The sequence below is a fragment of the Bacillus sp. AFS031507 genome (assembly GCF_002584635.1).
Lineage (GTDB): Bacteria > Bacillota > Bacilli > Bacillales > Cytobacillaceae > Neobacillus.
The window spans coordinates 32,968-46,227 of record NZ_NUOW01000018.1 but is presented as its reverse complement, the minus strand read 5'-3'; the positions used below and the strand labels follow the sequence as shown (position 1 = coordinate 46,227).

The 13,260-nt window shown below is 38.2% G+C and carries 11 protein-coding genes; 6 read left to right on the top strand and 5 right to left on the bottom strand.

What is annotated here, in order from left to right:
- Positions 1 to 202 precede the first annotated feature (202 nt).
- Genes COE25_RS30840 through COE25_RS18100 form a run of 3 tightly spaced genes read left to right on the top strand, consistent with a single transcriptional unit; the run spans position 203 to position 3,076 of the window.
- Positions 203 to 352: a hypothetical protein gene (locus COE25_RS30840; protein WP_168245755.1), complete on the top strand. Its 150-nt coding sequence runs from the start codon at positions 203 to 205 to the stop codon at positions 350 to 352.
- Positions 345 to 1,277, top strand: coding sequence for a hypothetical protein (locus COE25_RS18105; RefSeq protein ID WP_088089660.1), 933 nt, complete (start codon positions 345 to 347; stop codon positions 1,275 to 1,277). Before COE25_RS30840 ends, COE25_RS18105 begins: the two co-directional genes overlap by 8 nt.
- A 17-nt stretch (positions 1,278 to 1,294) precedes the next feature.
- Positions 1,295 to 3,076 carry a hypothetical protein gene (locus COE25_RS18100; protein ID WP_142354485.1) on the top strand — a complete coding sequence of 594 codons (1,782 nt, stop codon included), beginning with the start codon at positions 1,295 to 1,297 and terminating at the stop codon, positions 3,074 to 3,076.
- A gap of 92 nt (positions 3,077 to 3,168) precedes the next feature.
- Here COE25_RS18100 and COE25_RS18095 read toward each other — a convergent pair whose 3' ends face one another.
- The gene (locus COE25_RS18095; RefSeq protein ID WP_088089658.1) at positions 3,169 to 3,468 is read right to left on the bottom strand and encodes a DUF4359 domain-containing protein; all 300 of its coding nucleotides are present in this window, start codon (positions 3,466 to 3,468) and stop codon (positions 3,169 to 3,171) included.
- Between the two features lie 428 nt (positions 3,469 to 3,896).
- Here COE25_RS18095 and COE25_RS18090 point away from each other — a divergent pair, with 428 nt between their 5' ends.
- The gene (locus COE25_RS18090) at positions 3,897 to 4,823 is read left to right on the top strand and encodes a CPBP family intramembrane glutamic endopeptidase (RefSeq protein WP_180247539.1); all 927 of its coding nucleotides are present in this window, start codon (positions 3,897 to 3,899) and stop codon (positions 4,821 to 4,823) included.
- A 40-nt stretch (positions 4,824 to 4,863) separates the two neighbouring features.
- On the opposite strand, the gene COE25_RS18085 is transcribed toward COE25_RS18090, so the two are convergent.
- The gene (locus tag COE25_RS18085; protein ID WP_098933591.1) at positions 4,864 to 5,472 is read right to left on the bottom strand and encodes a hypothetical protein; all 609 of its coding nucleotides are present in this window, start codon (positions 5,470 to 5,472) and stop codon (positions 4,864 to 4,866) included.
- Between the two features lie 355 nt (positions 5,473 to 5,827).
- On the opposite strand from COE25_RS18085, the gene COE25_RS18080 reads away from it, so the two are divergent.
- Entirely contained in the window at positions 5,828 to 7,231 is a 1,404-nt protein-coding gene (locus COE25_RS18080; RefSeq protein ID WP_180247538.1) for a L,D-transpeptidase family protein, read from the top strand.
- Between the two features lie 46 nt (positions 7,232 to 7,277).
- Here the strand turns inward: COE25_RS18080 and COE25_RS18075 are convergent, their stop codons facing one another.
- The 3 genes from COE25_RS18075 to COE25_RS18065 form a co-directional block, all read right to left on the bottom strand.
- Positions 7,278 to 7,853 (bottom strand): 3D domain-containing protein, encoded by a 576-nt coding sequence (locus tag COE25_RS18075; RefSeq protein WP_088089655.1) that lies wholly within the window; start codon positions 7,851 to 7,853, stop codon positions 7,278 to 7,280.
- Positions 7,854 to 8,122: 269 nt separating this feature from the next.
- Complete coding sequence (gene tagU / locus COE25_RS18070) at positions 8,123 to 9,052, bottom strand: polyisoprenyl-teichoic acid--peptidoglycan teichoic acid transferase TagU (protein ID WP_098933590.1); 930 nt, start codon at positions 9,050 to 9,052, stop codon at positions 8,123 to 8,125.
- Between the two features lie 109 nt (positions 9,053 to 9,161).
- Positions 9,162 to 10,232 carry a HupE/UreJ family protein gene (locus COE25_RS18065; RefSeq protein WP_098933602.1) on the bottom strand — a complete coding sequence of 357 codons (1,071 nt, stop codon included), beginning with the start codon at positions 10,230 to 10,232 and terminating at the stop codon, positions 9,162 to 9,164.
- Positions 10,233 to 10,294: 62 nt separating this feature from the next.
- On the opposite strand from COE25_RS18065, the gene COE25_RS18060 reads away from it, so the two are divergent.
- A complete protein-coding gene (locus COE25_RS18060) occupies positions 10,295 to 13,114 on the top strand; it encodes an Ig-like domain-containing protein (RefSeq protein ID WP_098933589.1) in 2,820 nt (939 codons plus the stop codon).
- Positions 13,115 to 13,260: the final 146 nt, after the last annotated feature.

Here is a 13,260-nt window from a genome sequence, read left to right as displayed (position 1 = left end):
TTTCCTATTTCGGGTAATAATTACAATTTTTGCATTGTACAACTATTTTACCACTTTCCTATTATATACCGAAACAATTATTCCCTAGATATATTATAATTCTACTATTATAATATAAGATAATGTATTTATTGGAAACTATCTGGGATTATTTGTGGATAATTGGTTTTCATATAAAATGATCTCAGGAAGGAGAAGTAAAATGTACGGTGTGGTATTCACTAGTCTTCTAGTTTTAATCCTTTGTTGGAAAACCTATAAATTAATGAAAAATAAGCGAAATAGCGGTGATTTTGAAGGTATTGATGATGAATTAGTCATCATGCTAAATGAAGGTGATTCGATTGGCTAAACAGGCCGTCCAGCTCTCCAAGAAAAAAAGAACAAAATATCGATTTCAAAAGCTAAAGATGTGTAAAAAATGCAACCGTTATTCTGTTTTAGGGGATGAAAAATGCCAGAATTGCGGTTCAGATTTTATCGGAATTGAAACGCTTGTGAAGTCGATTTTTAAAAACCGTTTATTTACGGAAGCGATATGGATCTTAATGTTTGTTTGTGTAGGTATTTTGGCTGCTCCAACGGTAAAAATGTTATATTACTCGTTAATTGCCGGGGTAGTGTTTGTAATTGGATATGTCATTCTTACCTCCATTTTCATGAAAAGTGAGTATTTCATGCAACTGAAAAAACTACTTCGAATCGACCTAAGAAAAATTGCCGCAGGTATTCAATATGACAGTGAACTTGCCAAAGAGGATGTTCATGCTGAGAGACTAGCCCCAGCATATGAAAAGCTCCGTGATATTGGCGATTTTATAGCGAGTGATCAGGTAAAAATCCGCCGTATCATGGTCTTGAATGAAATCGTTCTAAGGAGTGATATGGAGCTTGAACTAGAACCCCTTATTCCTTCATCCTATGATTCGAATTTTGTAAAATATGCACTTGAGGTGTTAAAAATTAATCGGACGCTTTTTACGAAAAAGTGTATTGCCTACTTTATTAAGTATCGTGAGGCCATTGTCAGCGATTTTGGAATGGATTCACTCATTTCTGTGGCCGGCTCAGCGTTACGAATGAAATTGTACATCCTAGAATTTTCAGAGTTCATCGAGGAATTCCTTGAATATTTCCCAAAGGACCGGTTCTTGCGACTGTGCAGTATCATCTATTCCAACCCGGAAGTTGATTGGGGCAGTCTAGAGGAAAAAACCAAGCGTGTAGTTATGGTGAGGTATCATTACGATCCTGATTTCAAGCAGTTCGTATCGTAGAAAGGATCTTACTCAATATGTTTAAATTTACCGTTTATCGAAAAGTGAATATGTCTAGGAATTTTTTCTTGTTAATGCTGGTTATCTTGCTCGGGCTGGTTAGCACAAAAATCGTTTTGGCACATGAAAAAATTGACACCTACAATGAAGCAGTAAAATTATTTAAGTCAGGTGAATTAGTCGCTGCAGAGGAAAAGTTCCATGCTGCAAAGCTAAATGTTTCTGTCACTGACCATAACAAAGACATCAATTTCATGCTATCCATTCTGTCACCGATTCGTGAAGTCATGGAAGATCTAGATGAAAAAGCGGCTGATTATAATGAAGGAAATGACCTCGACAACCTCATTAAAATATACGATCGTTGGAAGGAAAGCGAGAAAAAGTGGGTGTCAGGAACGAATGTTCAAAAGGATATGTACGGGGAAATGGTGGCGTTGACGAAGCTAGATACGGATATGAAGGGTTATTTTTCCACAATTAAAAAGGAAAATCTTGATAAATTAATGAATGAAACGGCTAATGACGTTTCCGAAGAGGAGGAGATTTTTACCGTCCTCAATAAGATTCCAGCAGAATATTACGGCAGTCGTTTGTCAGCTAAGACAGAAGCGATCCAATCTTCATTCAAAAACTATTACGCGGCAAAGATAAATAAAATGGTTGAAACTGGCACTGTCTCATCGATTATTGACGAGGGGAGCAGGCAGTTTAGTGCACTAAGAATATTGTCGTTGGATTCTAGCTGGCTTGAGCAAACCCTTGATTCGAACTTGTTAAGGATTGTAAAGGCTGCGATCGATAAAAAGGATTATGGCGCATTTGCCGAAGCAGCAAATTCAATCAAAAAGTTAGAAGCGAATATGAATGGTGCCGATGTATTTGCTTATATTGAAAAAACAACATCTGATCTATTCGTTAAAGCGGAGAATCTCACAGAGGCTAATAAATACGAGGATGCAATTAGTATCTTTGAAGCATTAAAACCACTAAAGGACACGACTGAATCTATTGCGAGTGCCAATCTTGCTTGGGATAAATATGAACCCATTCGCGTTTTAAAACGTCTGTATCCAGGAAAAGAGTTTCCGAACGTTATAAATGCAAAAAACAAATGGGGCGCAGACAGCGTCGTTGCAGCAATCTCCAAGGACGGCGGCATATATTTTGGAAAGCTTACCGGAGAGGAAGCAATGGTTGTAACCGAGGGGTCGATCGAAGGGGCAGCGTCCATTAATAAGTTGGCTTTTAATAGTAACTTCAGCACTTCTAACAATCCAGTCCTTTATATTGAGGCAAAGTCAACCGAACGGAAGCATCATTATATAGCCTATGAAGTCAGCGGCGGTTCGATGGGTAAGATTCTCGATGTGGAAGCGGATAAGCTAACTTTCGAATCAGAGCAAGTATTGGTTGTAGATAATCCTGTTGGACAGGGTGAAGGGGAGCTCGCTTACTTTGAACCCGATGGTAGCGGGGAATATCAGTTTTCTAGTATAAAGGTAGACTATGTTGATATACAAGTCACAGATATAGCCAACTATTATGGGGAGAAGGTTCGCTTCACTGCTTTCGCAGATACAGTCCAAAATGGAGGGGCCTTGGTAACCTTATCGGAAACCTATAACAATAGCACGGGACTATGGGAGAAAACGTATTTGTTATTAAAGGGAGATTCCGATTTCACAATCTATGAGAATTATACCGTTATTGGTACCTTCAATAGTTATGAGGATATTACCGACGAAAACGGCGAATCGGTTCGCGTCCCCGTTTTTCATGTGGAAAAAGTTGAATAAATGAAAGAGGACCAAACAAGGGCTTTTGCTGATGTTTGGTCCTTTTAAAAAAAATGAGCCAGTCCCTAAAGAGACCGGCTTTTGACTATCCATTATTCTTTACTCGAGATTGTAATGAATTTATTGAAGATGCCAATCGATGTGACTTTTCCCAGGCCTACTTTGGAAAAATCGGTTTTGTAGATGGAGAAAATAAAATAATCCTTTTGCGTTGTTCCTGCATCAAAAATGGATTTCCCAGCTACAGATAATAATCCCTTTTCTATCAGACTCGATGATTTATCCATTGTTTTGTGATTGGCCCAGTCGATATAGGCAGAGCGCTCAGGATTTGTGGCTGATAGAATAAAAATCACAGCGATTAAAACAAGGATCGAAAAAAGACGTCTCATAGTAACAATCTCCTATCTCGTAATTATTAATTGTAAATTTTTATATAAATGGGTATAAATTGGAAATAGCTTTTTGTAAATTTTAAAAGGAAAAGCTTGATTGGTTTTTGAGACTCTATCAAACTCTTTATTTTTATTAAATATATGTTTCGACCGTTTGGAATAGAAGACTATCGGTAAATTATTTATGGTAATAAAAAGGAATCATTATTTTCGTGATATTTACCTACCAATATGTTAAATTATTACTAATATATTTTTTTTGAAAAAGAGGGGATCATTTCGTGACGAGAAAATGGAAGTGGACGATTGCTTGTTTCTTTTTCCTGCTTTTTTTTAATGCGTTCGGGATCATTGCAGTAAAGATATTAGGCAGGTAAGGGGAAACGGATTTCTCCGCCAAATTTTTCAGGTAGGGGATGATGAGAATGATAACGAATTTAACAAAACCGATTTCAAAAAAGCTGCTATTTTCAATGATCATTGTAACCATCGGGGCAGAGGTTCTTCTTTATCTTACTCGTTACAGTTCTATGGCCAGTACCTTATATGATGCCGTCATGGTGTCCTCCTTTTTTATCGGTTGGAAGATTTACCGGAGACTGGGGAGTCAGCAGGGTCATCAGAAAAGTCCGCGCCAGATCATGCTTCAATTCACGGGTGCTTTTCTCATTTTCTTCTTTGGAAGTACGATTGTTAATGTGTACTCTAGTATCACATTTGAGGATTTTAATAAGGATTATGATCAATATGTTCAAGACTACACGGAGTCACAATCCTTTGATGTGGAAGATGGAGTGGATGCTAGCCTTCCGGACAATCCAAACTGGTCCATTTTTGAAAAGGTAGATACAATTGGATATGATTTATTTAACGACACACTAGCTGGCCTGGAAGAGGTTTGGCGGCTGGCTTATATAATTCTACTGCTTGTGGTATGTAAAAAGTTGTTTCCGCGGCGTTGGGAGAGTGGCTCAAGAGATGTTTTTCTAATGGCGGCGCTGTTTATCACCTCTATTCTTTTCGGCATAGACCATACGCTCGATACGGAGCAGCCATGGGCAATCCGAATTGGGGCGATCGTAACCTTCGCAAATATGGGATTGATGTTTGGAATTATCCTATTATGGACCCGGAGCCTTTGGCTAACAGTTATTGTCCATGCTTTATACGATATCACAGCAACTCTTTCATGGTACTATATCGATTATGCGGTCGAATATTTCACCCTTGGTGTTTTAATTATTCACTTGAGTCTCTTTATTTTAGAAAAAATACACCAAAAACGATTAATGAGCCAGTTGGCGATGGTTCAGGAAGGTCAAATCGCAGAATTGACGCAAAGCGTAGAATAAAAGGAAAGAGGTTGCCGGGTGAGCCCGCAACCTCTTTTTGTCATTTTTCAACATCATAAGATTTTGATTTTATCCAGTACTGGATGGTTCCATTTTCTCTTAGTATGTACTTAATCTTTTCTTTCTCAAAACCTTTGGTAAGACTTTCTGCAGCTAATTCCTGCTTCACACTGAGTTCGATTAAATATTTATTTAATTGTTGTTCTGAATGTTGTGGGTCCTCAAGGTTCGTCATCATGTCTAGACGGTGTTCGATGACAGAAATTAAATCTTGTTGGTGTTCATGAAAGCTAGTTGAGGTCTTTAAGTTTGTTACTTTAGATATAAGATCTATTTGCTTTGCTTTCCCTTGCTCTATATTGTCAATCTTTTCATTGAGGAAGTCATTAAGTATTTTTTCACTTTGTTCATTATAGTCATTCACTGTCGTCAAATAGGAGACTAGTTGTGTCTGTTCTTGAGTCCAATAGCCTTTTATTAATAGAGAACAGGCTACAATCAACACGAGAATTGAGATGATCATAAACATCCACTTTTTAAGAGAATGGCTTTTACGGGGAATTACAGTTTTCTCGTTGTGTTGGACAAGGGCGTTAATCTGCAGCTCTTCAAGCTCCTGCTTCACTTTTTGTTGGGCGGTAGTCAGCATCTTGCGGCCCTCCAATGATCTAGAATGATTTGAAACTATTAATATCCTACTACAAAATGCGACAATGAATCCATGTTTTCTCCAATTTTTCTACATAAAGTAAACAATGCCCGTTAATCCCAAAATAATTGATGGTATTTCCCGAGAAATGACGATATTTGGGTTATTGGTGTCGCTGTGGTGTCAGGCACCATGATTCAATGGATCTTCTTATTTTTTTATGTTGAATTTTGTTTTTTGATGATGTGAGAAGTTTGTAATAAATTGCCGAAATATATTTCTAGTTAATCTTTCCTATTAAAACATTAATTATGGTATCGTAGTAATTAATGGAAATTGCAGGAGGGATGTACTTGTGTTTAAACGTTTTCTGATTGGATTTATTATTTTATGCTTAGGATTTTCAGTTTTTCCCAATGCCCAAGGGGCTGAAGCTAGTACAACCAAGAAACAACTAATTATTATTAACAAAAAGGTCAATAAACTCGCATTTTACGAGAATGGTAAATTAATAAAAACATACAGGGTGGCAACAGGAAGAACTTCAAGACTCACCCCGGAAGGAACTTTTTACATAAGAGAAAAAATTGTAAACAGACCTTACTATAAAAAACATATTGCTGGCGGCGATCCGCGTAATCCATTAGGAAACCGCTGGATGGGTTTAAGTAAAAAAGAGAATGGCGGATATCCGTACGCAATACATGGTAATAATAATGAAAGTTCGATTGGAAAATATGTCTCCGGTGGATGTATCCGGATGCATAATAAAGAGGTAAGAGAATTGTTCAGTAAGGTAAAGACGGGGACGAAAGTAATGATTGTTTCCTCGAAAAAAAGCTTTAATCAGTTAGCCGCACCATATTACAAAAATATTGACATCAAAGCTCCTGCCGTTCCAACGGTTTATACTGTTTCAGACAAAACAATTGAAGTATCTGGTAAAACAGAAATAGGAGCAACAGTCACTGTTGCGATTGGGTCAAAAAGGTATACAGCAAAACCTGCGGATTCCAAAGGAACATTTAAGGTCAAGATTCCGAAACAAAAGGCTGGCCTAAAATTATCTTTTACTGCTAAAGATAAATCTGGAAATATAAGCAAAGCTAAAACGGTAGTTGTGCTGGACAGAACAGCGCCAGTGGTTAGCGGAGTAAGTAATAACCGAGTTTACAACAAGGATGTTACGATCTCCTTTAAAGAAGGAAAAGCGACAATTGATAAAAAGTCAGTGAAAACAAAAACCGTTGTGAAAGCAGAAGGAAAACACACAGTCGTGTTAACTGATGCGGCTGGCAACAAGACAACTGTTGTGTTTACGATTGACAAAACAGCGCCAGTAGTGAGCGGAGTAAGTAATAACGCATTCTACAACAAGGATGTTACCATCGCCTTTAAAGAAGGAACCGCGTGGTTAGATGGAAGTCGAGTAAAAACAGGAAAGGCTGTTACTTCAGAAGGAATACACAGAGTTACGATAGCTGATGCTGTTGGCAATAAGAGAACTGTTGTGTTTACAATTGATAAAACAGCACCAGTGGTTAGCGGAGTAAGTAATAACGAAAGCTACAGCCAAGATGTGAATATCTCTTTTAATGAAGGAACAGCAACATTGGATGGAGTAGCAGTGAAAACAGGAACAGTTGTTAGTGCTGAGGGAACACATACATTAGTGGTAACTGATGCGGCCGGCAACAAGACAACTGTAGTGTTTATTATTGAAATAGCAGAACCAATAACAGAACCAATATTGCCTTAAGTTCTAACATTTAAATTAAAATAAGCAAAGTCCCNNGGGACTTTGCTTATTTTAATATTTGTACTTTCACTGTTTTCCTACCCCATTGAATCGCACTTTTATGAGAAGGAACGAAAATATCAATTTTTTTCCCTTTAATGGCGCCGCCAGTGTCGCCGGCAACTGCATAACCATAACCTTCAACATAGACCTTTGTTCCGAGCTTAATTACTTTCGGGTCTACAGAGATTACCTTTTGGTTTGGATTTTTCTTTAGATTTAATCCGATAGCTGTGATGCCAGAGCATCGTTTACAATTCGCTGTATAGGCAGTTGCACTAACTGTTAAAGTCTTAACTACCTTTAACTTCGGTGCTTTACTTGCACTAGTGCTGGCTTTCTTAACAACCGGTTTACTAGCTGGTACATTAGTAATCTTTAATATTTGATTCGGGTGAATAGTATTTGATTTAAGTTTATTCCATTGTTTTAATGTGTTCACGGAGATTTTATATGTTTTTGCAATACGATAAAGCGAATCGCCACTCTTAACTTTATATGTATTGGATGCTGCTGATGCGCCGTTGCTACTTCCGAATAATAATATACCTGCCAAACTACACATGACTAGGAATTTCTTCATAACTGAAAACCCCTTCCTTCTGTTATATAAAAGTTACCACAATAATATTACACAAATATTTCAATAGCTTACTAGTTTCATGACAAAACCGTGATAATAAGGTGTCAGGCACCACTCGTGGACAAAACCCCTAATTTGTCCACGAGTGACGGACTCTGAAGGCAAGGAAGTTCATTTTAATATAATTTGTGCCTTTGTGTTTCTATTCGGGTGAATTATTAAATAGCAAAAAAACCTCTGCCAATTATTATCTCGGCAGAGGTTTTTTGCTATTTTATATCTAGTTGTGTTTTTAGTTCACTTTGAATCCGTTGTTTTTCTTCTTGCGGAACGATGTAGTAATAGATTCCGTTAATTTTCGTCCCGCCGCCTTTTATTGTCATTTGCTGAACGTTACCAGCCGCACTACGGTAATTCTTTTGAATATCCATCATTTGATCAAATGTAAGATTTGTTCTCACATTATTGCCAAGGGCTGTAAAAATACTTTGATATTTAGTAAGCGATGAGAGGCTCGCACCTTCTCTTAAAACACCTTGAATGATTTCACGCTGACGTAATTGGCGCCCAAAATCACCACGAGGGTCTTCATGTCTCATCCGAGTAAAGGCTAACGCTTTTTTGCCATCTAAAGTTACTTGACCTTTAGGAAAATGGTAACCGCCTTGAGAAAAGTCTAAATCATTGTTTACCGTGATGCCGCCAACCGCATCGACAATATCCTCAAAGCCTTCCATGTTTATTTTTAAAAAGTAATCAATGGGAATGTCCAAGAAATTTTCAACCGTGTTCATCGCCATTTCTTCGTTGCCGAATGCGTAAGCATGGTTGATTTTATCCTCGGTGCCTTTACCAACTATTTCTGTTCGGGTATCACGTGGAATACTTAACATCTTTACAGAATTTAGTTTTGGATTCACTGACAAAACAATCATGGTGTCAGAACGACCTTTATCACCTTTACGCTGGTCCACACCTAAGAGCAATACCGAGAAAGGCTCCTTTTCTTGTAATGATACTTCCTCGGTGCGTTTGTCGGATTTTCGATCGACAGGGTGATGCATCGTTTCGACAGCAGTTGTTAATGAGCTATATACTGAATAGGCGTAAACACCGATTCCAATTATTAGTAGTAATAAAACAATTCCAGTTACGCGGAGCCATGTTTTCTTTTTCTTTTTATTCTTTTCAGCTCTCATCTAGTTTTCCTCCACAACGATATTTTGAACCATAGTATAGAATAGCAGATATTATCGAAATTTAATACATTTATTTGAAGAACTTACATATTTTTAACTGGATAAAGTACTAAGAAAATATTCGTTCCACCAACCAAATGGCTCCTAAAATAAATATGACAAGGGAGCCAATTTGGACTATTTTGCGAGAGATTTTCATTTTAAAAAGATACGTAAGTAATGGTAGCAGCAAGAGGACGATGGCCAACTGCACAGTTTCGATCCCAAGGTTAAAATTAATTAACGCAATGGCCAGATGACTTTTAGCAATCGCCATTTCCTTTAAGATACTTGCAAAGCCAAGACCATGGATTAAGCCGAACAGAAACGTGATACTCCAACGGTGCTTAATTTCCTTGCGAAGGATATTTTCTAAAGCGACGTAACAAATACTAAACGCGATAGTTGCTTCGACAAATCGAGAAGGTAACGTAATCCACCCTAACACGGCAAGGGTAAGGGTAATGCTGTGTGCTAGTGTAAAGGACGTTACTATTGATATATACTGTTTAACGGTTTGTTTTCTTAATAATAAGGCAAATAAAAATAATAAATGATCGTAGCCTGTAATAATATGAAGCATTCCTAGTTTAAAAAATGAAAACCAAGATGAGGTTGATGATTTCTGAATGGGATTTGGCGCCTCGGGCTGGTTTTGGTCCGTACCAGGTTGAATTGTTTGACCTTGACCTTGACCTTGACCTTGCTCTTGCTCTTGCTGCACCTCGGTTAACAAGATTGTCCAAGACCGTTCCGTCCCTTGTAAAACCGCCTCGCTGGTTTGACCCATAAAAGATGCGGAAATGAGATCGACATAATTGGTTCCCGTATCATTAAAATAAAAGCCGTCATTATAGACAATTGTGTCACCAGGTGAAAAGGCTGGAAAGATGATTGTGGTTGAAAGGAATTCTTTATTCTCCTTTTTAATAAGCTTCATTTCCTCGACCGTTGGGGTTTGTTCCGTATTGCCCTTGTCCAACGTGAGACCTTCCGTAATTAATTCCTCGATATGATGCTTCCCTTTGTTAATTTCTGATTTTTCGAGCACCCAGTTTTTATTTCGATCAATATCTGGTAGTAATTCGATAACCGATAAAGTATCAAGGGTAAATACCAGTTCCGTTTTCTGTTGATCCATCGTTATTTTTGTATAGCTTGCACTATATGCGTGTGCATCGGCAAGCTTAGGAAAAGAACTATATGGGTTCAACTGTTGATAGTAAGAAACTAAGCTTTACGATTTCTGGAAGTGACTCTCTTGCAGAAGCACGAAATAGTACAGATTATGACTATCTTCCAGCATCATATAAATCTGATGATAGAATTGCTAAAGTTGAATTAATCTCAAATGGCAGCAAAGTAGTTGATTCGATTACACCAATGGAAAAAGATTTTACTTGGTCACCAGAATATACGGTAACAGGCGGTCAGCAATGGTTTGTCGTGAAAGTTACCCAAATGGATGGCGAAAGAATTTATTCTTCACCTATCTGGTCAAAAGAAGAATCTGTTGATGTAAAAGTGAACAGTATTGATATTGACGGCGGAGTCATCGTTGGCGGCAACCCTGCCACATTAAAAGCAGCAGTTGCGAACAATGGTACAGAAGTTGTGAAAAACCTAAAAGTAGATTTCTATTATGATGAAGTAAAAACTGAGAATTTTATTGGCACAAACAATATCTCTTCAATTTTATCAAAAGCTTCTGCAACAGCAACTGCAACATGGGAGAGCCCAATTAAAGGGGACCATAAGCTAATAGCTGTAGTAACTTCCCTGGATGGTCTTGATCTTGGTGATGTTCAATTCTCATTACCTGTTAAAATCAAAGAGCCACTAGGAATGAAAGTGTTAATCGATGCTAACCATGGCAACGAAAATACAAGTGCTGATGGCGGAACTTATAAAGATAACTTAAAAGCCTTTACGCTTATGCTTCAAAAAGAAGGATACACAGTTGCTGAAAATAAAACAGCCTTAACGGATGAAGTGTTAAGCACAACGGAAGTATTAGTGCTTACACATGGAAGAACAGCTTTAACAGCGGATGAAAAAGCAGCCGTTGCTAAATTTGTGAAAAATGGCGGTTCCTTATTAATGGCTGGTAAGAGCAATAACAGCATAGACCCTACCATTAATAACGGATTACTAAGTGATATTGGTTCAGCAATCCGAATGGGTAATGATGGCATATTTGACGATAGCAAGAGCGGAAACTTCTGGAGTGATCCAAAGGTTAGCCCATATGCAGTCAGAGTCCATCCAGGATTAGTGTCTAATCTAATCACTGACCGCGTATCGTTCGTTGATTATTACAGCGGCACAAGTTTATCTGGCGCTGATAATAAAGCACTAACAGATTCAGATAAAGTAACCATTCTTGCAAAAGGAAATGAAACAACGTACCAAGGAAATATTAAAGGTGAATTCACATACGATGCAGTTTCTGATGCAACCGGCGGATCAGCGATTCCGTTAATCGCTTCAGAAGAAATTGGCGAAAATGGCCGTGTAATTGTATCAGGGATGAACATCTTTAATGATAAACAGATGGATGAATCTTATGAACCAAAAGGCAATGACGAATTAATCTTTAATGCGATCAATTGGTTAGCTCATCGTGAAGCGAGGGTTGCCAAGATTGCTGATGTTCGGAAACTAGCGGATGATACAGAAGTAGTAGTGGAAGGAACAGTTACAACTGGAGCAGGCGTTTTCTTTGATGCTTTCAATCTTCAAGATGAGACTGGCGGTATCATGGCCTACTTGGAAGTTCCAGATGGTTCTTTAAAACCAGGCGATAAAGTACGTGTTTATGGACACATGAAGCGATTTGATAACAATATTGAATTAGAGTTTACTAGCTTTGCTAAGGATGTTATTAAACTTGGTTCAGGAGATCCTGTCCAACCGAAACTTGTAGCCACTGGGGAAGCAACATCTGCTGCAAACCAAGGATTCCTTGTAAAGGTAAAGGGTAAGATTGTTTCTAAGTTTGAAGAAAATTCTTATGTCGTCAATGATGGTTCGGGTGATGTGTTAGTATTCACGGATGGATACATTGTGAACCAAAGTGGACCAGTACCAGTTCTTAAAGTTGGGGATACATTAGAGGCAGTTGGACTTTCCGGTTCATTTGCACAAGGTGAGCGAATCCGTGTAAGAGATACGAAAGAATTAATAGGAACAGCAGATACAACTGCGCCAGAAGCACCGTTTATAAATGGGGTGAATGATGCTGATGAAGTAATCAATGGAACAGCAGAATCGGGCGCTAAGGTTGTAGCAAAAATAGAAGGCCAAGAAATAGGTACAGCAACAGTTAATGCTGAGGGTAAATTTACAATGACCATTGCTAAACAAGTAGCAGGCGTGAAGATTGCTGTAACAGCTACTGACGAAGCGGGTAATGTAAGTGCAGCGGCTGAAATAACTGTAAGTGACGTAACTGCACCAGCAGCACCTGTAGTAAACGGTGATGTGAACGATAACGATGTACTTATTAAAGGAACAGCAGAAGTAGGGGCAACCATTTTTGCTCAAGTAAGCAACCAAGAGATTGGCAAAGCAACAGCTGATGCTGAAGGTGAATTTACAATGACTATAGCTAAACAAGTAGCAGGCGTGAAAATTGTTGTAACTGCTACCGACAAAGCGGGCAATGTAAGTTTAGCGGCTGAAAAAACAGTCCAAGACGAAAAAGTTACTAGTGTGAGTGTATCAACAGACAAGCCTGGTACACAGGTCTTTAAAGATCCAATTCAGTTTACTGCATCCTCAGAAGGAAGTAGGAGTCCAGAATATCGCTTCTATATCCTTGATAAAAAGGGAAACCTAATATTCTTGCAAGAATATGGGGTCAGCAATACTTTGAAATGGACTGCAAAAAATCCAGGCACCTATTCCATTTTCGTTGAAGCAAAGGACAAGTATAATTTCGGATTATCCTCATATTATTATGAAGCACGGACGGAATTAACCTTTGATGTAGAAGTTGGTAAGGGTAATGTGAATAAATAAAAATATTTTTAACAATAGGTGATTAGGTGGAAAGAGTAGGAACATGACTCTTTCCACCTTTTTTTACAGGAACCATTAAACCCCACGAGTACTTAAGGCATAGATTCCTTCCAGTTTTCTAATAAAAACCTATATTGATATATTGC

Bases quoted from the DNA above. Each gene is read 5' to 3' on its own strand.
- COE25_RS30840 (WP_168245755.1), top strand. From the start codon at position 203: ATGTACGGTGTGGTATTCACTAGTCTTCTAGTTTTAATCCTTTGTTGG.
- COE25_RS18100 (WP_142354485.1), top strand. From the start codon at position 1,295: ATGTTTAAATTTACCGTTTATCGAAAAGTGAATATGTCTAGGAATTTT.
- COE25_RS18095 (WP_088089658.1), bottom strand. From the start codon at position 3,468: ATGAGACGTCTTTTTTCGATCCTTGTTTTAATCGCTGTGATTTTTATT.
- COE25_RS18090 (WP_180247539.1), top strand. From the start codon at position 3,897: ATGATAACGAATTTAACAAAACCGATTTCAAAAAAGCTGCTATTTTCA.
- COE25_RS18085 (WP_098933591.1), bottom strand. From the start codon at position 5,472: ATGCTGACTACCGCCCAACAAAAAGTGAAGCAGGAGCTTGAAGAGCTG.
- COE25_RS18075 (WP_088089655.1), bottom strand. From the start codon at position 7,853: ATGAAGAAATTCCTAGTCATGTGTAGTTTGGCAGGTATATTATTATTC.
- tagU (WP_098933590.1), bottom strand. From the start codon at position 9,052: ATGAGAGCTGAAAAGAATAAAAAGAAAAAGAAAACATGGCTCCGCGTA.
- COE25_RS18065 (WP_098933602.1), bottom strand. From the start codon at position 10,232: ATGGATCAACAGAAAACGGAACTGGTATTTACCCTTGATACTTTATCG.
- COE25_RS18060 (WP_098933589.1), top strand. From the start codon at position 10,295: ATGGGTTCAACTGTTGATAGTAAGAAACTAAGCTTTACGATTTCTGGA.